Origin of the sequence: Kutzneria kofuensis (assembly GCF_014203355.1) — a bacterium.
Classification (GTDB): Bacteria; Actinomycetota; Actinomycetes; order Mycobacteriales; family Pseudonocardiaceae; genus Kutzneria; species Kutzneria kofuensis.
Map to the genome: position 1 here is coordinate 5,334,159 of NZ_JACHIR010000001.1, position 20,821 is coordinate 5,354,979.

The window sequence follows — 20,821 nt, forward strand, 5'->3', positions numbered from 1 at the left end:
ATGTGCCCAATGTCCTCGTCCAGCAAGCCCGCTTCCGAACGCATCGACCCCGAGGTGCTGAAGCTGGCGTTCACGATCATCGTCGGCGCGCTGGCGCCGATGTTCGACACGACGATCGTCAGCGTCGGCATCAACGACCTCGCCCGCGAACTGCGCGCTCCGCTCGGCACGATCCAGTGGGTGAGCACCGGCTACCTGCTGGCCATGTTCGTCGCCATCCCGCTCGTCGGCTGGTTCCAGTCCCGGCTCGGCGGCAAGCGGGTCTGGCTCGGCTCGCTCGGGCTGTTCCTGGTCGGCTCCGTGCTGTGCGCGCTGTCCTGGGACGTCACCAGCCTGATCGTGTTCCGGGTCCTGCAGGGCGTCAGCGCCGGCGTGATGATGCCGATGATGATGACGCTGATCATGCAGGCCGCCCGGGGGCGCAACACCGGCCGGCTGATGGCCACCGTCTCGCTGCCCATCGCGCTCGGCCCGATCCTCGGCCCGGTGCTGGGCGGCCTGCTGCTGGCCTCGGGCATCTGGCAGCTGCTGTTCCTGATCAACATCCCGTTCTGTGTCGTCGGCCTCTGGCTCGCCGTCCGGAACCTGCCGGAGGACAAGCCCGCCGGCGACCGGCCGCCGCTCGACGTCGTCGGCATCCTCCTGCTGCCGCCGGGCGCGGCCGCCCTCATCTACGGCCTGTCCCAGATCGGCGGCGCCGGTGGCTTCGGCGCTCCCCAGGTGCTGATCCCGCTGCTGGCCGGCGCCGTCCTGATCGCCGTCTTCATCGTGCGGTCGCTGCCACGCGGGGCCAAGGCACTGGTCAACATCTCCCTGTTCGGCCACCGCTCGGTCGCCTCGTCCTCGGTGCTGTACTTCCTCAGCGGCGCCACCCTGTACGGGGCGATGCTGCTGCTGCCGCTGTTCTGGCAGCAGGCCCGGGGCGAGGACGCTCTCGGCGCCGGCCTGCTGCTCATCCCGCAGGGCATCGGCACGCTGCTGTCCCGGTTCGTCGCCGGGCGCTACACCGACAAGGTCGGCGCCCGCTGGGTCGCGCTGATCGGGTTCGCCGCCGTGGTCCTGACCACCGTGCCGTTCACGTTCGTCACCGCCGACACGTCCAACCTGGTGCTGACGGGCCTGTTGCTGCTGCGCGGCCTCGGCATGGGCGTCGCCACCATCCCGCTGGCCAGCGCCGCCTACGTCGGCCTGGACCACGCGTCCATCCCCAGCGCCACCATGATCGTCCTGATCATCCAGCAGATCGGCGGCTCGCTGGGCATCGCCGTGCTGGCCGTGATCCTGCAGCGGGCCTCCGCCGGCGCGACCGACCTGACCGCCCTCACCCACGCGTTCAGCACCACCTTCTGGTGGTCGATCGGCCTCACCGCGCTGGCCGTGCCGCTGTGCCTGCTGCTGCCCGGCCGGCCCAAGCCCGCGCCGGCCGCCGAGACCACCGCCGGAGCCGAAGTCCCTGCCGAGGCCTGAGCTGGCCTTTCGGGCCCGCCAGCGCTGTCAGGTTGGGGGATGTTGGGCGGATTCGTCCTTCCTATGGTTCCCCGACGGGGCAGTGTGCCCGCCCCACGCCAGCGACCCGGTCACACGGCCGAGGCAGCCGGTGAGTCGTTCTCGGTGACCCGGAATCCTCTTCGATGGAGTACGTCATGAGCGAGACAACCCTCGAGTGCCAGCGGCCACGGCCGTTCCCGCTGGAGCGCACGTCGGTGCCGGAGCCGGCGGGCGACTACCGCCGGCTGCGCGCGGAGCAGCCGATCATCAAGGTCTCGCTGCCGACCGAGCAGGAGGCGTGGCTGGTCACCCGGTACTCCGACGTCCGCGCGCTGCTGATCGACGAGCGCATCAGCGCCGACCGCAGCCACCCGAACTTCCCGCTGCGCCGGCCGGTGCAGTCGGTGCTGCGCAAGGGCTTCAGCGCCCAGGCCAAGTCGCTGCTGGCGCTGGACCTGCCGGAGCACACCGCGCCCCGGCGGATGCTGGCCAACGAGTTCACCCTGCGTCGGATCAACGAGCTGCGGCCGGTAATCCAGAAGATCGTGGACGACCGGATCGACGAGATGCTGGCCGCGGGGCCGCCGGCCGACCTGATCTCCGACCTGGCCACGCAGGTGCCGTCCCGGATGATCTGCGAGCTGCTCGGCGTGCCGCTGGAGAGCCGGGAGTTCTTCCAGGACCGCACCCTGACTCTGCAGCTGCCGGGCAGCACCCCCGAGCAGCAGCTGCAGGCCGCGGACGACCTGGCCAGGTTCCTGGACGAGCTGGTCACCGAGAAGGAGCGCGAACCCAGCGACGACGTGCTCGGCCGGCTGGTCCTGCGCAACCGGGACACCGAGGTCTACACCCACGACCTGCTGGTCGGCATGGCGCAGAACCTGCTGATCGGCGGGCACGAGACCACCATCAACGCGATCGCGCTGGGCACCATCGGCCTGCTGCAGCGCCCCGACGTCATCGCCGAGCTGCAGTCCGACCCGGACATGATCGTCGCGACCGTCGAGGAGATCCTGCGCTACTACCCGATCTTCGACGTGATGGTCCGGGTGGCCAAGGAGGACATCGAGATCGGCGGCGTGACGATCAAGGCGGGCGACGGCGTGGTGCTGGCGCTCGGTTCGTGCAACCGGGACGAGGAGCGCTTCGCCGACGGCGACACCTTCGACGCCCGCCGGGGCGACCGCCAGCACGTGACCTTCGGCTACGGCATCCACCAGTGCCTGGGCCAGAACCTGGCCCGGGTGGAGCTGGAGATCGTGTTCGCCACGCTGTTCCGCCGGATCCCCACCCTGCGGCTGGCCGTCGACCTCGACGAGGTGCCGTTCAAGGTCACCTCGACGATCACCGGCGTGTTCCGGCTGCCGGTGACCTGGTAGCCCGCACAACCGAAAGTCGCTCCACCGAGCGGGTCGGTCCCGACCGACCCGCCCCCCGACGCCGGCCCGGTCGACCACACCCCTCCATGGTGGTCGACCGGGCTCGGCCCTGTTTCGCGCCGGAAAGTCCACCAAACCAAGGGATGGTCCCGGCCCGGGCGGGGGCCGCAAGCTTCAGGCGCCGTCACCGGCGCGACTGATCTCACGAAGAACCCGTTCCGTCAGAAGGGAACGTCATGGCCGCAGTTGCCGACACCTGGGGTGCTCCCCGATCGCTGTTCTGGCTGCACGGGGAGCGGCCGGCCGCGCCGGTCTCCTTCGACGAGGCGTCCAAGGTGTGGAACGTCTACGGCCATGCCGACGCGCTGCGGATCCTCAACGATCCGGCCACCTACTCCTCCGAGGTGCAGCGCAAGATCCCCATCGACGACCGGCTCAACGAGGGCAACCTGCTGCGCATGGACGGCGTGCCGCACGCCAAGCTGCGCAAGATCGTCAGCCGGGTCTTCACGCCGAAGGTGGTGGCGGGGCTCGAACCGCGGATCGCCGCGGTCACGGCCGAGCTGCTGGACGGCCTGGCCGGCCGGGACAAGTTCGACCTGATCGAGGAGCTGGCCTACCCGCTGCCGGTCATCGTCATCGCCGAGCTCCTGGGGGTGCCCGCCGAGGACCGACCGCTGTTCAAGCAGTGGGTGGACATGATGTTCCACGGCCGCGAGGAGATCTTCATCGAGGCCGACGGCGACGAGAAGGTCGTCATGAACGGGGCCGAGGAGGTCCTGCGCTACATCGCCGAGCACGTGGCGAAGCGCCGGGAGAACCCGGGCGAGGACCTGCTGTCCAAGCTCGTCGAGGCCGAGGTGGACGGCGAGCGCCTGTCCGAGAGCGAGATCGTCAACTTCGGCTTCGTGCTGCTGCTCACCGGCCACATCACCACGACCATGTTGCTGGGCAACGCGGTGCTGTGCCTGGACACCTATCCGTACTGGCAGGAGCAGGTGCGCGAGAACCCCGAGCTCATCCCGGCGGTCATCGAGGAGTCCCTGCGGCTGCTGCCGCCGTTCTCCGCCGTCTCCCGGCTCACCAACGAGGAGGTGGAGCTGAGCGGGCAGCGCATTCCCGCCAACGAGCTGGTGATGGTGTGGCTGGCGGCGGCCAACCGGGACGAGGAGGCGTTTCCCGAACCCGACACCTTCAACCCGGCGCGCGACCCCAACAACCACCTCTCCTTCGGCCGCGGCGTCCACTTCTGCCTCGGCGCCCCGCTGGCCCGGCTGGAGGGCCGCATCGCGCTGGAGATCCTGCTGGACCGCTACCCGTTCCTGTGCACCGATCCGGAGGACCCGCCGGTGTTCCGGCCGCTGCCGATCATGAGCGGCATCGACAAGCTGCCGCTGCTGGTCGACACGGAGTGAGCCCGCCGCGATCGGTCCACCACGGACGGTGAATCGGCCGGTCAGACGGCTATCAAGGCGAGGGATGCCCGGCCGGCCGGACCCGACCTAGCCTACGAATCGTTACGCCCGGGAAAGAACGAGGCTTGAGGGGTACTGGTGACGAAGCCGACACCGTTCAAGGTTGGCGAGGCCTACGACAGCTTCGCGGACCTGCTCGACCAGCTCTGGGGCGCGAACCTGCACCACGGCTTCTGGAGCGGCGATCCCGACGAGTCGTTCGACGACGCCACCACCCGGCTGACCGACAAGCTGACCGCCCTGCTGGCCGCCAAGCCGGGGGACCGCCTGCTCGACATCGGTTGCGGCAACGGCGAACCGGCCATCCGGCTGGCCACCGCGCACGGCATCTCGGGCGTGGGCATCTCGATCGCCCCGGGCCAGATCGACCGGGCCAACGAGCGGGCGGCCGCGGCCGGCCTGGCCGACCGGCTGTCGTTCCAGGTCGCCGACGCGATGGACATGCCGTTCCCGGACGAGTCGTTCGACCTCGTGTGGGCGTTGGAGTCCTTGCACCACATGCCCGATCGCTGGCACGTGGTCCGCGAGGCGGCCCGGGTGCTGCGGCCCGGCGGCCGGCTCGCGCTCGGCGACTTCTTTCTGCGCAGTGTCGACGGCCGCCCGGCCGACGCCTCCAGCTGCGAGCTGGTGTCGATGGGCGCGCTCAAGCTCGTCGAGCTCGACGAGTACCAGGACCAGCTGCGCGCGGCCGGCCTGGAGCCCGACGGCGTCGAGGACGTCAGCGACGGCACGCGGCCGTCGTGGGGCAAGGCGGCCGAGCGGTTCGAGGCGGCCCGCGAGGCGGCCGAGCACCACATCGGCCCGGAGCAGTTCCAGACCACGCTGCGCCGGTTCCGCCAGTTCAGCGACGAGCCGTCGGTGGGCTATGTCCTGCTGACCGCCCGCAAGCCGGCCTGACCACATGGCCTCAGCGTCCACAGTGGACGTGACGGTGCGGCACGCGTCCACGATCCGGCCGTTCCTCCGCTAGGCCCGCACACATCACCCTTGGAGGGGAACATGGACACCACCAGCGAGACCCTGGACGCCGCCGCCGGCACCTGCCCCATGGCCGCCGCCACGACGACCGAGACCTGCCCGCTGGACATGACGGACGCGCAGCTGCTCAGCGACCCGTTCCGGGGCTATTCCAGACTGCGCGAGGAACAACGCGTCATCCGGGCGGTGTATCCCAGCTCGCCCACCCCGGTGTGGCTGATCACCCGCTACGACGACGTCAAGGAGATGTTGGGGGACAAGCGCTTCGCCAACAACCCCGGCAGCGTTCCCGGCGCCAACGTCGACAACGTGCACCACGAGCTGGTCGAGGCCCTTGGCCTGGAAGAGAAGTACATCAAGATCTTCACCAGCAGCCTGCTCGACGCCGACGGCGAGGACCACGTCCGGCTGCGCCGGCTGGTGTCGCGGGCCTTCACCGCGCGGCGGGTCGCCGACATGCGGCCGCGGGTGGAGGAGATCAACAACTGGCTGCTCGACGAGATGGAGCGCATCGAGGCCGAGGACAACGACGAGGATCCGGCCGGCGTGGTCGACCTCATCGAGCACTTCGCCTACAAGTTCCCGATCAACGTCATCTGCGAGCTGATCGGCATTCCCGAGGCCGACCGGCCCCAGTGGCGGCAGTGGGGCAAGGACGCGTTCTCGCTGACGCCGGGGGCGCAGAACAAGCCGCTGCAGGGCATGATCGACCAGATCACCGAGCTGGTCGAGCTGCGCCGGGCCGAGCCGACCGGCGACCTGCTGTCCGCGCTGATCGACGCGCACGACGAGTCCGGCGACCGGCTCACCGAGACCGAGCTGATCACCATGGTGCTGACGCTGGTGCTGGCCGGCACCGAGAACTCGTCGCAGACCATCGGCAACGGCACCGTCGCGCTGCTGACCCACCCCGAGGAGAAGGCCAAGCTGCGCGCCAACCCGGCGCTGCTGCCGGGCGCGATCCACGAGCTGATGCGCTGGTGCGGCCCGCTGCACAGCACCCAGTTCCGGCACGCCGTCGAGGACGTGGAGCTCGGTGGCCAGCTGATCAGGCAGGGCGAGCGGGTGATGGGCATGCTGGTCGCGGCCAACTACGACCCGCGCTACTTCCCGGAGCCCGACAAGCTGGACCTGAGCCGGCACGCCGACATCCAGCGCGAGCTGCACGTCGGTTTCGGCGCCGGCCTGCACTACTGCCTCGGCGCGCACCTGGCCAAGCAGGAGTTCGAGGTGGCGTTCAGCAGCCTGCTCAACCGCTACCCGCACATGGAGCTCGCGGTGCCGGCCGAGGAGTTGGAGCGGCAGAACATGCCCGGCTCGTGGCGGCTGCGTCGGCTGCCCGTCCGGTTGAACGTCTCGGCCTCGTAGCGGCCGGCGGCACGGCCATGGATCCCACCGCCGATCGTTGCGCGATCAGCGGTGGGATCAGTGTTCTCAAACCGGTCTCCAGTTCGGAGAAGGCGAACTAACCTACCCACAACACAAGATCATCGATGACGGCGACAAGGGAGACGGCACGATCATGAAGCATGCAGGCAGAGTCGGTCCGGCGGTCGGGCTGTCGGCGACCGTCCTGGCCGCCGCCCTCCTCGCGACGGGCTGCGGCGCCCCGGCGAGCAACGCCGCGGACACCCCCAAGGGCGACGACCGCGGCGACATCACGCAGCTGATCTACAAGTTCTACGACAACATGGAGAAGAACCAGTACGACAAGGAAAAGGACGTGCTGGCCGACGGGGTGACCGTCAAGAACCCCGGCGGCGGCGTGACCACCGGCGCGGACAAGGTCATCGCCAACGCGTCGGCGGCGGCCAAGAACGAGGACCGGACCCAGCACGTCGTCACCAACGTCATCGTCGACGTCAACGGCGACAAGGCCACCGCGCAGGCGGACGTGGACCAGCTCTTCGGCAGCAGCAAGACCCCGCAGGGCAAGCTCGCCCCGGAGCCCACCATGCGGCTCAGCTCGAAGATGCACTTCGAGGCGACCCGCACGGCCAACGGCTGGCGCGTGTCGCACATCGAGGGCGACCTGCTGTGGGCCGTCCAGAAGTAACCGGACGAACGAAAGGCCACCCTGGTGGGGATTCCCCAGGGTGGCCTTGATCTGTGCGCTGTGGGCGGTCAGTTCAGCCTGGTGCTCGGGTCCACGAACACGTCGTCGCCGTCGATCCGCACCGCGTAGACGGCGACCGGCTCCAGCGCCGGCGGCGCGGTCGGCTCGCCGGTGCGCAGGTCGAAGCACGCCCCGTGCATCCAGCACTCGATCTCGCCCTCGGTGACCTCGCCGTCCGACAGCTTCAGGAAGGCGTGCGAGCACTCGTTGCGCAGGGCGTGCACCTCGTCGCCGTCGCGCACCAGCACGACCGGCACGTCACCGACCTCGACGGCGAACGGCTTGTTGTCGTCCAGTTCGGACAGTGCACACACTCTGATCGCTTGCGACATGGCGCCCCATCTCACGGGAAATCGTGGTGACACGGGTCCTGGCGGCCCGGGAACCGGACCGCCAGGACCCGCGGGTGAAACGGTTCGGCCTCAGGAGGCCGGCTTGCCGAGGAACAGCGGCAGGTCCTTGGTCCGGGTGAACCCGGGCCGCAGGATCCACGGCACCTCCTCGCGCGGCACCGCCAGGTGCAGGTCCGGGAACCGGGTGAACAGCCCGCGCAGCGCCACCTCCGCCTCCAGGTAGGCGACGTGCTGGCCGAGGCAGCGGTGGATGCCCTTGCCGAAGCCCAGGTGGCTCTCGGAGCCGACGGAGAGCCGGTCCACGATGAGCTTCTCCGGCTCGGGGAACTTCCGCGGGTCGGCGTTCGCGGCCATGATCATCGGCACGATGGGCATGCCCTTCGGCACGATCACGCCGCCCAGCTCGACGTCCTCGGTGGCGAACCGCGGCTGGCCGTACTGGATCGGGCCCAGGCGCTGCAGCTCACGCACGGCCTGCGGCCACAGCGTCGGCTCGTCCTTCAGCCGCTGCAGCTGGTCGGGGTGCTCCAGCAGCGCGAGCACCGAGTTGCCGATCAGGTAGGTGGTGGTCTGGTGCCCGGCGGTGACCAGGCTGAACAGGATGCCCACCAGTTCGTCGTCTGTGGCGATGCCCGGGTTGGCGGCCTGCGCCTGGATGAGGGCGGTGATCAGGTCGTCCTGCGGGTTGTCGCGCCGGCGCTGGAGCATGTCCCGGGCCAGCGCGAGGGTCGCGCGGACCTCGCCCTCCAGGGTCTCGCCGTTCAGCGTGGCCATCGCGTCGCTCCAGGAGCGCCACTGCGCGCGGTCCTGCTCGTCCACGCCGACCAGCTCGCAGATCACGGTGACCGGCAGCGGGTAGCAGAACTCCTGCACCAGGTCGACCGACTCGCCGTCCTTGGTGATCTCGGCCAGGTGGTCGAGCAGCTTCGAGGTGAGCTCCTCGACCCGCGGGCGGAACTTGCTGACCCGGTGGTTGGTCAGCGCGTACGACACCAGCTTGCGCAGCCGGGCGTGCTCCTCGCCGTCCGAGGCATTGATCAGGTTCTTCAGCCACGGGATCAGGTCCTCGGACACGTTCAGGTGCCGGAACACGCCGTTGCGGATGTCGGCGTCGGGGTCCTCGACCAGCGGGTTGCACAGGAACCGCGGGTCGGTGAGGATCTGGCGCACGTGTTCGTAGCGGGCCGCCAGGAACATCGGCGGGCCGCCCATGAAGCCGCCGATCTGCAGCGTCGGCTGCTCGCGGATCTTCGCGTGCGCCCCCCACGGGTCGGCGACGACTTCCGGGGCGAACAGGTCCATGACCGGTTCGGCCGAAGTGTCGGAGGTGGTGGTCATTGGCCCACATCCCTTTCGTGTCGACAGGCAGAGCGATCCGTTGGCGTGGGGCGGGCGCGCTTCGGCCCGGTCCGCCCAACGGTAGGGACGGGGCGGCGGGCTGAGCATCCCCCAACCTGATAGGTGTGGTGCTGTCAGGCCGGGGGATGCCCGGCGGCCGCCGTCCGCCCTAGCCTGGTGGAGGATCGGCGGCCGTGTGCCACCGTCCACTCCGGACAGACGAGGGAGGCCACCGCGGTGACCGAGAAGCCGGCCGCCTACCAGTCCCTGCGGGCGCCGCTGCCGCCCGAGATCACGCGCCGCGAGGACCCGTTCACCCCGCCGCCGACCCTGCTGGCCCTGGCCGAGAAGGCCCCGGTCACGCGGTCGACGCTGCCCGGCGGTGACCCGTTCTGGCTGGTCTCCGGGTACGAGGAGGCCCGCGCGGTGCTGGCCGACTCCCGGTTCTCGGCCGACCGGTTCCGCTACCACCCGAGGTTCCGGCAGTTGCCGAAGGAAGTCGCCGACCGGCTGCGGGACGACAAGGCCCGGGCCGGCTCGTTCATCAACATGGACCCGCCCGAGCACAGCCGCTACCGCCGGCTGCTCACCGGGCAGTTCACCGTCCGCCGGATGCGGCAGCTGACCGCGCGGATCGAGCAGATCGTCACCGAGCGGCTGGATGCGCTTGAAGCCAAGGGAACCGGCGCCGACCTGGTGGCCGAGTTCGCCGTTCCGGTGCCGCTGCTGGTGATCTGCGAGCTGCTGGGCGTGCGCTACGAGGACCGGGCCGAGTTCCAGCAGCGGGCGGCGGTGCTGCTGCAGACGAACCTGCCGATCGAGCAGGCGGTGGCCAACGCCGAGGCGCAGCGGCTGTTCATGCTGCGGCTGGTCGCCGACAAGAGGGACAACCCCACCGACGACATCATCTCCGGCCTGGTCCACGACGCCGGCGCCGATCCGGCGCTGACCGACGACGAGCTGGTCGGCATCGCCAACCTGCTGCTGTTCGCCGGCCACGAGACCACCGCCAGCATGCTGGGACTGGGCACTTTTGTGCTGCTGCAACGCCCTGAGCAGCTTGCTGCGCTGCGTTCCGACCCGTCCCGCATCGGTGACGCCGTCGAGGAGCTGTTGCGCTACCTGCCCATCGTCAACAGCGGGCTGTTCCGGTTCGCCAAGGAGGAGCTGGAACTCGGGGGCGAGCAGATCCCGGCCGGCGGCACCGTGGCGATCTCGCTGCTGGCCGCCAACCGGGACGAACGGCACTGGGCGGATCCGCAGCGGTTGGACGTGACCCGGGCCCGCAGCCCGCATCTGGCGTTCGGCCACGGCGTGCACCAGTGCCTCGGCCAGCAGCTGGCCCGCACGGAGCTGACCGTCGGCTTCACCGAGCTGTTGCGCCGCTTGCCGAATCTGCGGCTGGCCGTGCCGGCCGAGGAGGTTCCGCTGCGCACCGACACCATCAACTACGGCGTGCTGGCGCTGTCGGTCGCCTGGTAGCGGGATACGAGAAGGAGCCCCGTCCGGTGGACGGGGCTCCCTCTCGGGTGTGGCTCAGTGGGTGGCGACGAACTCCTTGAGCGTGCCGATCACGTACTCGATCATCTCGGTGGTGATGCCCGGGTAGACGCCGACCCAGAACGTCCGCTCGGTCACGATGTCGCTGTTGGTCAACGGCCCCACGATGCGCTGCGGCTTGCCGATGTAGGCCGGGTGCCGGGTCAGGTTGCCGGCGAACAGCCGCCGGGTGCGGATGTTGCGCGCCTCCAGGTAGTTCACCACGTCCGGCACGTCGAAGCCGGCGTCCGGCTCGACCGTGATGATGAAGCCGAACCAGCTCGGGTCGCTGCCCGGCGTCGCCTCGGGCAGCAGCAGCCCCGGCAGCCCGTCCAGGCCCTCCCGCAGCTGGCGCCAGTTGCGCTTGCGGGCCTCGATGAAGTCCGGCAGCTTGGCCAGCTGGCTCAGCCCCAGCGCGGCGTGGATGTCCGTGCTCTTGAGGTTGTAGCCCACCTCGGAGAACACGTACTTGTGGTCGTAGGCCTCGGGCAGCGTGCCCAGCTGCAGTTCGAACCGCTTCAGGCAGCGGTCGTCCTCACCGGGCTCGCACCAGCAGTCGCGGCCCCAGTCGCGGAACGACTTGGCCAGCTTGGCCAGCTTGATGTCCGAGGACAGCAGCATGCCGCCCTCGCCCATGGTCAGGTGGTGGGCCGGGTAGAACGACACCGTGGAGAACCGGCCGAAGGTGCCGGTGAGCCTGCCGTTGTAGGTCGAGCCGACGGCGTCGCAGTTGTCCTCGATGAGGTGCAGGTTGTGCCGCTCGGCGATCTCGGCGACCTCGGCCACCGGGAACGGGTTGCCCAGCGTGTGCGCGATCATGATGGCCCGGGTGCGCGGGGAGATGGCCTCCTCGACCCGCTCGGCCGTCGTGTTGTACGTGCCGAGTTCGATGTCCACGAAGACCGGCACCATGCCGTTCTGCAGGATCGGGTTCACCGTGGTCGGGAACCCGGCCGCGACGGTGATCACCTCGTCGCCCGGCCTGAGCTGCTCGTCGCCCAGCGTCGGCGAGGTCAACGTGCTCAGCGCCAACAGGTTCGCCGACGACCCGGAGTTGGTCAGCACCGCCTTGCGCCGCTTGAGCGTCCGGGCGAAGCGGGACTCGAACGTGGTGGCGATCGTGCCGGAGGCGATCCGCATGTCCAACGCGGCCGCCACCAGAGCTTCGCGGTCGTCGGCGTCCAGGACCGCCCCGGACGACAGGATCGGTGTCTGGCCCGGAATGAACGGCGCCGTCCCGGGGGACTGGGCGTCGTGGTAGCCGCGAACCTGCTCCAGCAGGCGCGATCGGGCTGAGTCGACCATGTCGTTTCCTCCCGGCTCAGGGGAGACCGCCGCACCTGTGCAGTCGTGAATCCCTCGGCTCCAGGCTAGGAAGCGGCGTCACGGCGCGGCATCCCTCAACGTGATAGGGCGGCGCCGGGCGGGCGGCCGAGACTATTCACGTTGGTGATGGCCCCGTCCGGCCGGGTGGGCAAGCTGGAATCGGCACGAGCCGTCAGGCGACGCCTTATGGGAGGAAGATCGTGAAGGTTCTTGTTCTGGCCGGGGTCGCCCCGTCGACGGTGTTCAGTCACGTCCCGCTCGCCAACGCCCTGCGCAACGCGGGCCACCAGGTCATGACCACCGCCTCGGTCGACGAGCTGATGCCGACCATCTCGGGCGTCGGCCTCGCGGCCGTTCGGGTCACCGACCCCAACCTGACGCCGCAGCAGATCATCGCCCAGAGCGGCCTGACGCGCGTGCCCGACGAGCCGCTCGAGCGCGAGATCATGGCCGGCCGCTGGTACGCCCACATGGAGTACGTGACGCTCGACGCCTTGCTGGCGCTGTCGAAGGACTGGCGCCCGGACGTCATCATCAGCGGCGTCACCTCCTACGCCGGTCCCCTGCTGTCGGCCCACCTCGGCGTGCCGTACGTGCGGCACGCGTGGGACATCCACGACCCGAAGTTCATGGACCAGGGCGCACAGGAGCAGCTGCGCGAGCAGCTGACCGCGCTGGGCCTGGACGGCCTGCCCGAGCCGGCGATGACGATCGAGATCGCGCCGCCGAGCATGCGTCCGGCCGACGCCGCGCCCGCGCAGATGATGCGCTGGATCCCCGGCAACTCGCAGGCCGTGCTGGAGCCGTGGATGTACACCCGCGGCGAGGGCAGCCGGATCGGCGTGACCATCGGCACCGGCGTCGCGAGCTACAACCAGTACGACTTCCTGCAGGGCGTCGTCGAGAACATCGCCACCCTGGACTCGGAGGTCGTGGTCGCGGTGACCGAGGACGCCGCGCCGACCCTGCGTGAGCGGCTGCAGAACGTGCGGGCCGGCTGGATTCCGCTGGACGTCGTCGCCCCCACCTGCGACGTATTGGTGCACCAGACCGGCGGCAGCACCATGATGACCGGCCTCACCTTCGGCGTGCCGCAGGTGCTGATCCCCGACACCCGGATGTACCGCGCGGCCGACATGGCCCGCCGCCTGGCCGAGACCGGCGCCGCCGTCGTGCTCACGCCGGAGGAGGCCACCAGCGAGGTCATCGCCAAGACCTGCCAGGAGATCATCACCAACCCCTCGTACGCCGAGGCCGCGGCCGGCCTCGCCGCCGAGATCGCCGCCCTGCCGGGGCCGGACGAGGTGGCCCGGCGCGTCGAGGCACTCGTCAAGGCATGACCACCGGCAGTGTCATCACCCGCAGCATGACCGTGCGGCCGCTGGAGATCGACGGCTCGTTCCTGATCGAGTCGAAGTCCTTCGGCGACGCGCGCGGCGACTTCTACGAGGTGTACCGCGAGGACGTGCTGGCGGAGGCGCTCGGCTACGCGCCGAAGGTGTTGCAGACCAACGTCTCCACGTCGTGCCGCAACGTCCTGCGGGGCGTGCACGGCGCGGCGACCCCGCCGGGCCTGGCCAAGTTCGTCACGTGCATCCGTGGCTCGATGCTGGACTTCGTCGTCGACGTGCGGATCGGCTCGCCGACCTTCGGCCGGTGGGACATGATCGTGCTCGACGGGGCCGGCGCCACCTCGGTCTACGTGGAGGAGGGGCTGGGGCACGCCTTCGTGGCACTGACCGACGACACCTGCGTCCAGTACCAGCTCTCCGACCTCTACCGGCCGGCCGAGGTGCTCACCGTGCACCCGCTGGACCCGGAGATCGGCCTGCCGCTCAAGCTTCCCGGCGAGCCGATCCTGTCCGAGCGCGACGCCGCCGCGCCGACCCTGCGCGAGGCCGGCGAACTCGGCCTGCTGCCGACCTACGACACGTGCCTGAAGCTGCGGGCGGCCCGTCAGCAGCAGTGAACCCGTTGCGGCGAAAGGCCCCGGACCTTCGGTCCGGGGCCTTTCGCTTGTGTGCCGGTCAGTTCGTGCGTTCGCTCAGCTGAGCCAGCGACTTGCGCAGCGACTCGCCGAGGAAGTCCAGGTCGGCGTCCGTGGCGTTCAGCGGCGGCGCCACCAGCAGGCCCTCGCCGGTGTGGTCGGGGTGCCAGCCGGCGTGCGGGTAGAGCAGCAGGCCGTTGCTCCTGGTGATCCGCATGGCGTCGCCGATGGTGCCCGGGACCAGCTCGATGCCGTAGAAGTAGCCGATGCCGCGGACATCCTTGACCAGCGGGTGGTTCCGTGCGGCGTCGGCGACCAGCTGGCCCACCGCCGAGCCCTTGACCGCGTCACGGTCGAAGGTGCCGAGGTCCTCCAACACCGACAGCACCGCCAGCCCGGCGCGGCCCTGCAGTGGCGTCGCCGACATGGTTCCCATGAGAGGCAACCACTTTCCGCTGGACATGATGTCCTCGGCCAGCTGTGGCGCGAGCATCGTCGCCGCCAGCGGCACGTAGCCCGCGCCGAGGCCCTTCGACAGCGTGATGATGTCGGCGTCCGCGCCCGGCGTGTGGTGCGAGGCCAGCGGCAGGCCGGTGCGGCCCAGACCGGTCAGCACCTCGTCCTGGATGAACAGCACGCCGTACTCGTCGCAGATCTCGCGGACCGCCCGCAGGTAGCCGGCCGGCGGCACGTAGCCGCCGCCGGTCGTGCCGTTGACCGGCTCCATCAGCACCGCGGCGACCGTCTCCGGGCCGGCGTTGACGATGGCGTCGCGCACCGTCTGCGCGCACTCCACCCGGCAGGTCGGGAACGGGCAGCCGATGTGCTGGTTGGGATACGGCGGGTCGAAGGCGGGGGCGATGCCGAAGCTGTCGTCCGGGTGCGGCCGCCGGGAACGGTGCCCGGACAGCGCCAGCACGAAGGCGCTGTTGCCGTGGTAGCCGAGCGTGGACGTCAGGATCTTGTGCCGGCCCTCCTCGCCCCGCGCCCGCTGCACCAGTCGGGCCAAGGAGATCGCGGCCTCGGTGGCGTGCGTGCCGGTGGGGGTGAACATGACCCGGTCGTCCGGGCGGTGCACCGCCCGGGCCGTGGCCGCGGCCAGCTGCTCCATCTGCGTCGGCGCGAACGTGCCGGGGCTGGCGTAGGTGCAGATGCCCACCTGCTCCCGCAGCGCGTCCACCACCACCGGATGGGCGTGGCCGATGTTCACGTTGACGATGCCGCTGGCGCCGTCGAGGTAGCGCTTCCCGTCGGTGCCGAACACCCAGGACCCGAAGGCGTGGCTGTAGGAGATCGGGGGAATCTGCAGCCGCGCGGCCAACAGCTGGGACGTGCCCGCGGCGGGGTTCACGGTCATGGTCACGATAGGGATCCTCCTGGCATCCGCTCGGTGGCGTGATCGACGTAGAGCCGCGCCCTGGTGCGTATGTCGTCGACGAGAACCGCCTGCCGCAGCACACCGTCGTGGTCGGGCAGCTGCCCGGATTCGATGGCCGTGGCGAACGCGTCAAGCGTGTTCGCCACCTGGTCGTCCGGCGCCAGCAGGATCTCGTCGAGTCCGGACGGCCGCTCCAGGCGCACCACCGGGACGTGGTCGGCTGGCGGCGTGAAGGCGTGTTCGAGGACGATCCGCCCCTCGCTGCCCCAGAGTTCGTAGCCGGACCGGTAGGCGTGGTCCAGGCCGAAGGTCACCGACGCGCCGACACCATTGCTGGCGCACAGCAGTGCCTGCCCGGCGGAGTCGACGGAATGGCCGTGCCGGCGGGTGAGCACCGCCGACGCGACCTGCAAGTCGTTGCCCAGGAAGGACATCGCCGCCCGGATCGGGTAGACCCCGGTGTCCAGCAGCGCACCGCCGCCCAGGTCCGCGCTGTAGCGGATGTCGTCGGCCGGCCGGCGCGGCACCGCGAACGCGGCGTGGAAGGCCCGCAGCTCGCCGATCGCGCCGTCCGCCACCAGGCTGCGGACCGCCGCGTGCTGGCTGTGGTGGAGGAACATCACGTTCTCCATCAGCACCAGGCCACGGGATCGGGCCGTGGCCACCAGCTCGTGGGTACGGGAGACGCTGGTGGTCAACGGCTTCTCGGCGAGCACGTGCTTACCGGCGTCCAGGGCGCGCTCGATCCACGTGGCGTGCATGGCGTTCGGTAGCGGGACGTAGACCGCCTCGACCTCGTCGAGATGCAGCAGCGCCTCGTAGCCCGTGACCGCGCGGCAGGCGTAGGCGCGGGCGGCGGCGGATGCCTTGTCGACGTGCCGGCTGGCGATCGCGACGATCTCCACGCCGGGTAGGGCGGCCATCGCGGGAAGCATCCTGCGGTGGGCGATGCTCGCGCATCCGATGATCCCGATGCGCACGGGAGTCACAAGATCTCCTTCCCTCCGGGACCGCCGAAGTGCAGTGGTGGGGCCGTCCCGCGGCCTGCATGGTCCGTCCGGAGCGTAGGGCGGGCGCTGCACCTTGGGGCATCCCCTGACCTGATAGGTCCTGATGGCCGGGGCTATCAGACCTGAGGATGCCCAGGCGGACAAGGCGGTCCTAGCCTACGGGGGGATCCACCGACACTGTCCGATGTGTACCCGAGGGGGTCACGTGGTCGACATCGCGAGCGCTGCGGACACGGCGCCGGCAACCGGGTCGGCCTTAGCCGTGGCCGACGACGCCGTCATGTCCATGGCGGACTTCCACTCCTGGTTCAACGCGCGGGCCCGGGCCAACAGCTTCCGGGTGGACCGGATTCCGTTCGCCGACCTGCGGGGCTGGGACTTCGAGCCGGACAGCGGCAACCTCGTGCACGCCAGCGGCCGGTTCTTCTCCGTCGAGGGCCTGCGGGTGCGGACCGACCGGCCGTGGGTGAGCGAGTGGATCCAGCCGATCATCGTGCAGCCCGAGATCGGCGTGCTCGGCATCCTGGTCAAGCGGTTCGGCGGGGTGCTGCACTGCCTGATGCAGGCCAAGATGGAGCCCGGCAACATCAACGGCTTGCAGATCTCGCCGACCGTGCAGGCCACCCGTAGCAACTACATGCAGGTGCACGGCGGCGCCGGCACCAAGTACATCGAGTACTTCCGGCCCGGTTCCCGCGCCCGGGTGCTGTTCGACGGGCTGCAGTCCGAGCAGGGCTCGTGGTTCCTGCACAAGCGGAATCGGAACATCGTCGTCGAGACCGACGAGGACGTGCCGCTGGACGAGGACTTCTGCTGGCTCACGCTGAGCCAGATGCGCCGGCTGATGCGGCTGGACCACATGGTGAACATGGACTCCCGGACCGTGCTGTCGTGCATCCCGCCCGCCCTGACCCGGCCCGACGACACCGGCGACTCCTTCAGCGACGCCATCCTGAACTCCCTGTCCGGTCACGGTCACGCCGTGCACGATCCGGCGCGGATCCTCAGCTGGCTCACCGAGATCCGGGCCCGGCAGGAGCTCGTGCAGCGGCGGGTGCCGCTCAAGGAGGTCGTCGAGGACGGCTGGCGGCTGGGGCCCGAGGTCATCGACCACCGGGCCGGCAAGTACTTCGACGTCATGGCCGTTTCCGTGCAGGCCAGCAACCGCGAAGTCACCTCGTGGACGCAGCCCCTGGTCGCCCCCAAGCAGTCCGGTCTCTTGGCTCTGCTCGTCAAGCGGATCGGCGGCACCCTGCACGCTCTCGTGCAGGCTCGTAGCGACGCCGGCACCCTCAACATCGCCGAGCTCACCGCCACCGTGCACTGCCAGCCCGGCAACTACGTCGATGCGCCGGCCGAACACCGCCCGCCCTACCTCGACTACGCCCTCGCCGCTCCCTCCTGCCGCGTCCGTCTCGACGTCGTGCACTCCGAGGAAGGCGGCCGCTTCTACCACGCCCAGAACCGGTACCTGGTCGTCGAGGTCGAGGACGACTTCGCCGCCGAGCCCGACGACAGGTATCTCTGGACGACGTTGAACCAGCTGATGTCCCTGCTGTCGCACAGCAACTACCTGACGGTCGAGCTGCGCAGCCTGATGGCCAGCATGCGCAGCCTCTGACGTCCTTGCGGCACAAGGAAGGGCCGGGTCCTCGGACCCGGCCCTTTCCCTGTGTGTCAGTCGGTGTGTCAGCTGGCCGGCACCGCGGCGCGCAGCCGGTTCGTCAGGCCCTCGACCAGCTTCGCCAGCCCGTCGGTTCCCCGAGCGGAGCCGAAGACGTGGTAGTCCGGCCGAACAAGCAGCGAAGTCGCCTGGTACTGCGCCAAGAACGGCCGATAGACGTCGTCGACGTCCACGCCGTCGGCCAAATGGACCACGTGGGCATCGAGCTCGGCCAAGGGGTTCCCGTCCAGCGCCTCGGTGGTGAGCAGCACAAACCCCCGCCCCACAACGTCATCGAACAAGCCGGTGGTGCCGTTCAGACTCACCCGACCCTGCGGCACGACCGCGCCGGCGCCGGGGCTGTCGTGGAGCAACCCGACGGTGAGCGGCTTCGCGGGCTCCGGTCGAGTCGCCGCCTTGCCACGGCGGTTGGCCAGCACGGTGGCGTCCCGCTCCGCGGCGGCCGCCGGATCGGTCACGCAGATCACCCGACCCAGCTGGACCGAGGCGAGAATCGCCTCCTTGGCCTGCTCACGGCGTTCCTCGGTGTAACTGTCCAGAATGGACGCGTCGGCCCGACCACGGAGCGTGAGGTCCAGCTTCCACGCCAGATTGGTCACGTCGCGAATGCCGGAGCACATGCCCTGCCCGGCGAACGGCGGCATCAGGTGCGCGGCGTCGCCGGCGAGCAGGACGCGGCCCACCCGCCACTGGTCGGCCCACCTGGCCTGGAAGATGTACGTGGTGCTGCGCAACAGGGTCGCCGTGTCCGGAGTCACGCCGAACGGCGCCATCAGCCGCCACGCCGTCTCGTCCTTGTTCAGCTCGGCGGTGCTCTCGTCAGGCAGCCGCATGAACTCCCAGCGCCGCCGCCCGGGACCGCTGCCCACCAGCGTCGTCGGCCGGGCCGGGTCGCAGATCTGCACGTTGGTCGGCACGAATTCGCGCGGCTCGTGGAGCTCGACGTCGCAGAGCAGCCACTCGTACGAGAACCCGAGATCGGTCACGGGCACGTCGAGGTGATCCCGCACGAAGCTGTTGGCCCCGTCGCAGCCCACCACCCACCGCGCCCTGAGGGTCCGCGTCGCGTCGTCCTCGTCGGTGGCGGTCACGGTCACGTGCTCGTCGCCGTCGACGATGCCCACGACCTCGTGCCCACGCAGCACCTTGATGCCGGGAAGTTCCTTGACCCGGGCGGCAATGAGCTCCTCCAGCGACGGCTGGTGCATGGTGTTCGCATCCGGCCAGCCGTACGGGCCGGTCGTGGTGAACGCGATGTCCAACAGCGTCTGACCGGCGGCAGTCTGCCACTGGTACCCGTTGGCCGGCGCGGTGATTCGTCCCAGGTCCGGGCCGATTCCGGTGGCGGCCAACAGCCGAGCGGTCTCGCCGTCGAAACTGGTCGCCCGCGGCAGCCTGTACGGCTTGGGGCGGCGTTCCAGCACCGTCACCCGCCAGCCGCGCTGGGCCAGCAGCACCGACAGGGTGGCGCCGATCGGCCCGTTGCCGACGATGACGACATCCGCGTCCGTCATCGCCGAACCAAGCGGCCGAACTGCTCGCGCAGGCAGTCGATGCGCCCCGGCACCGACGGATCACCCTCGGGCCACGCCAGGTCGATGCCGATCCGGCCGTCGAAGGTGCTCAGCACGTAGCCGCCGAGCGCGATGGCCTCCCGCATCCGGGAAGCCGAACGCAGGTTGGTCAGCCGCAGGCCGTCCGGCGTCCGCATCCTCGGCGCGACGCCCCAGTTCATGATGCTGACCACGGCGAGCATCTGGCTCGGGTCGAACGCCTTCGCGCCGGCTGGCCGGCTCAACATGTCCAGGATGCTGCGCTGCACGGAACCGTCGGCCAGCCCGGCCCGCAGCTGCGCGCCGATGGCCCGGCCGATCGCCAGGGCGCTGTGCTCGATGCCGTCGGTGACCTTGAACGCCACGCCGCCGAGCACGTTCGTGCCCTCGGTCGCGCCGACCGGCGGCGTGAGGCGGCTGCGCAGGTTCACCGAGTACCGGTACAGCAGGTCGGTCAGTGGCATCTCGCGCATCTCGGCCTCGGCCAGCAGGATCGCGGCCGACACCAGGCCGTTCATCGTCACGTGCTCGCGGTGGCCCAGATCCACCAGCGCGGTCGTCTCGGCCGCGGTCAGGCGGTACTGGATCACGTGCCGGATCACCGGGTCCGGCAGCGCCACCGGCGGCATCGGAGCCGGGGTTTCCGTTGCGGCCGGGGCGTTCGCGTGAATGCCGCGCTCGGCCAGCAGGTCCTCCAGCGACCGGGGGTACGGCTGTTCCGCCAGGTCAAGGGGCACACCGTTGACGACGTCGGTGTAGCACGACCAGAGCTGTGTGAGCACCGCCATCGCGTGGTGCGCGTCGGCGACGCTGTGCTGAATCGCCAGGCAGACACTGGCCTCGTAGCCGTCACGCACGACGTTGAGCGCGCTCAGCGACCGGTTCTGGTCGACCTCCAGGCCGGCCAGCGGCCGGTCGAGGTCGCCGTCGGTGAACCGGACCTGCGGTCGGGCGTCGGACTCGGTGAGCACAACGCCGTCGTCAGCGAACTCGACCCGGGCCGAGAGCTGGGGATACGCCCGGCACACGGCCTCGTAGGCGGTGGTCAGCGCCTCCGGGTCCAGCCGGCCGGCGGCGCGCACCGTGTAGCCGATGTACGACTCCCGGATCGCGTGGATCCTCTCGCTGGGCGCCAGCGCACGCCGAACACCAGCTCGCGTCACGAGTTCCCCTCCAGTGCATCCCCAGTGGGCTCAGGCTCGCCGACGGTCCCCGCC

17 protein-coding genes are annotated in these 20,821 nt (G+C 70.1%); 10 read left to right on the plus strand and 7 right to left on the minus strand.

What is annotated here, in order from left to right; translation table 11 throughout:
• The first annotated feature begins 9 nt into the window (after positions 1–9).
• From BJ998_RS24740 to BJ998_RS24765, 6 genes are all read left to right on the plus strand, one after another.
• Positions 10–1,467: a DHA2 family efflux MFS transporter permease subunit gene (locus BJ998_RS24740; RefSeq protein ID WP_184865302.1), complete on the plus strand. Its 1,458-nt coding sequence runs from the start codon at positions 10–12 to the stop codon at positions 1,465–1,467.
• 176 nt (positions 1,468–1,643) lie between these two features.
• Complete coding sequence (locus BJ998_RS24745; protein ID WP_184865304.1) at positions 1,644–2,867, plus strand: cytochrome P450; 1,224 nt, start codon at positions 1,644–1,646, stop codon at positions 2,865–2,867.
• 236 nt (positions 2,868–3,103) lie between these two features.
• Positions 3,104–4,282 (plus strand): cytochrome P450, encoded by a 1,179-nt coding sequence (locus BJ998_RS24750; protein ID WP_184865306.1) that lies wholly within the window; start codon positions 3,104–3,106, stop codon positions 4,280–4,282.
• A gap of 138 nt (positions 4,283–4,420) precedes the next feature.
• Positions 4,421–5,239, plus strand: coding sequence for a methyltransferase domain-containing protein (locus BJ998_RS24755; RefSeq protein WP_184865308.1), 819 nt, complete (start codon positions 4,421–4,423; stop codon positions 5,237–5,239).
• A gap of 102 nt (positions 5,240–5,341) precedes the next feature.
• Entirely contained in the window at positions 5,342–6,688 is a 1,347-nt protein-coding gene (locus tag BJ998_RS24760) for a cytochrome P450 family protein (protein ID WP_246488645.1), read from the plus strand.
• 154 nt (positions 6,689–6,842) lie between these two features.
• Positions 6,843–7,376, plus strand: a complete 534-nt coding sequence (locus tag BJ998_RS24765) for a nuclear transport factor 2 family protein (RefSeq protein ID WP_184865310.1) — start codon at positions 6,843–6,845, stop codon at positions 7,374–7,376.
• Positions 7,377–7,444: 68 nt separating this feature from the next.
• On the opposite strand, the gene BJ998_RS24770 is transcribed toward BJ998_RS24765, so the two are convergent.
• Both BJ998_RS24770 and BJ998_RS24775 read right to left on the minus strand, forming a co-directional pair.
• On the minus strand, positions 7,445–7,768 hold the full coding sequence (locus tag BJ998_RS24770) for a non-heme iron oxygenase ferredoxin subunit (protein WP_184865312.1): 324 nt from the start codon (positions 7,766–7,768) through the stop codon (positions 7,445–7,447).
• A gap of 90 nt (positions 7,769–7,858) precedes the next feature.
• Complete coding sequence (locus BJ998_RS24775; RefSeq protein WP_184865313.1) at positions 7,859–9,127, minus strand: cytochrome P450 family protein; 1,269 nt, start codon at positions 9,125–9,127, stop codon at positions 7,859–7,861.
• A gap of 237 nt (positions 9,128–9,364) precedes the next feature.
• Here BJ998_RS24775 and BJ998_RS24780 point away from each other — a divergent pair, with 237 nt between their 5' ends.
• The gene (locus BJ998_RS24780) at positions 9,365–10,609 is read left to right on the plus strand and encodes a cytochrome P450 (RefSeq protein ID WP_184865315.1); all 1,245 of its coding nucleotides are present in this window, start codon (positions 9,365–9,367) and stop codon (positions 10,607–10,609) included.
• A 54-nt stretch (positions 10,610–10,663) separates the two neighbouring features.
• Here BJ998_RS24780 and rfbH read toward each other — a convergent pair whose 3' ends face one another.
• Positions 10,664–11,971 (minus strand): lipopolysaccharide biosynthesis protein RfbH, encoded by a 1,308-nt coding sequence (gene rfbH, locus BJ998_RS24785; protein ID WP_184865317.1) that lies wholly within the window; start codon positions 11,969–11,971, stop codon positions 10,664–10,666.
• Positions 11,972–12,192: 221 nt separating this feature from the next.
• Here rfbH and BJ998_RS24790 point away from each other — a divergent pair, with 221 nt between their 5' ends.
• Positions 12,193–13,332: a glycosyltransferase gene (locus BJ998_RS24790; RefSeq protein ID WP_184865319.1), complete on the plus strand. Its 1,140-nt coding sequence runs from the start codon at positions 12,193–12,195 to the stop codon at positions 13,330–13,332.
• Positions 13,333–13,358: 26 nt separating this feature from the next.
• On the plus strand, positions 13,359–13,961 hold the full coding sequence (locus tag BJ998_RS24795; protein ID WP_184868908.1) for a dTDP-4-dehydrorhamnose 3,5-epimerase family protein: 603 nt from the start codon (positions 13,359–13,361) through the stop codon (positions 13,959–13,961).
• A 58-nt stretch (positions 13,962–14,019) separates the two neighbouring features.
• Here the strand turns inward: BJ998_RS24795 and BJ998_RS24800 are convergent, their stop codons facing one another.
• Together BJ998_RS24800 and BJ998_RS24805 are read right to left on the minus strand one after the other, a co-directional pair.
• A complete protein-coding gene (locus BJ998_RS24800; RefSeq protein ID WP_184868909.1) occupies positions 14,020–15,336 on the minus strand; it encodes an aminotransferase family protein in 1,317 nt (438 codons plus the stop codon).
• Between the two features lie 2 nt (positions 15,337–15,338).
• Positions 15,339–16,346, minus strand: a complete 1,008-nt coding sequence (locus BJ998_RS24805; protein WP_184865321.1) for a Gfo/Idh/MocA family protein — start codon at positions 16,344–16,346, stop codon at positions 15,339–15,341.
• 301 nt (positions 16,347–16,647) lie between these two features.
• Between BJ998_RS24805 and BJ998_RS24810 the strand changes: the two genes are divergently transcribed.
• Positions 16,648–17,988 carry an NDP-hexose 2,3-dehydratase family protein gene (locus BJ998_RS24810; protein ID WP_376776008.1) on the plus strand — a complete coding sequence of 447 codons (1,341 nt, stop codon included), beginning with the start codon at positions 16,648–16,650 and terminating at the stop codon, positions 17,986–17,988.
• Positions 17,989–18,056: 68 nt separating this feature from the next.
• On the opposite strand, the gene mhpA is transcribed toward BJ998_RS24810, so the two are convergent.
• Positions 18,057–19,565, minus strand: a complete 1,509-nt coding sequence (mhpA, locus tag BJ998_RS24815) for a bifunctional 3-(3-hydroxy-phenyl)propionate/3-hydroxycinnamic acid hydroxylase MhpA (RefSeq protein ID WP_184865325.1) — start codon at positions 19,563–19,565, stop codon at positions 18,057–18,059.
• Complete coding sequence (locus BJ998_RS24820; protein ID WP_184865327.1) at positions 19,562–20,767, minus strand: phthiocerol/phthiodiolone dimycocerosyl transferase family protein; 1,206 nt, start codon at positions 20,765–20,767, stop codon at positions 19,562–19,564. The genes mhpA and BJ998_RS24820 overlap by 4 nt, the downstream gene beginning before the upstream one ends.
• Positions 20,768–20,821 lie beyond the last annotated feature (54 nt).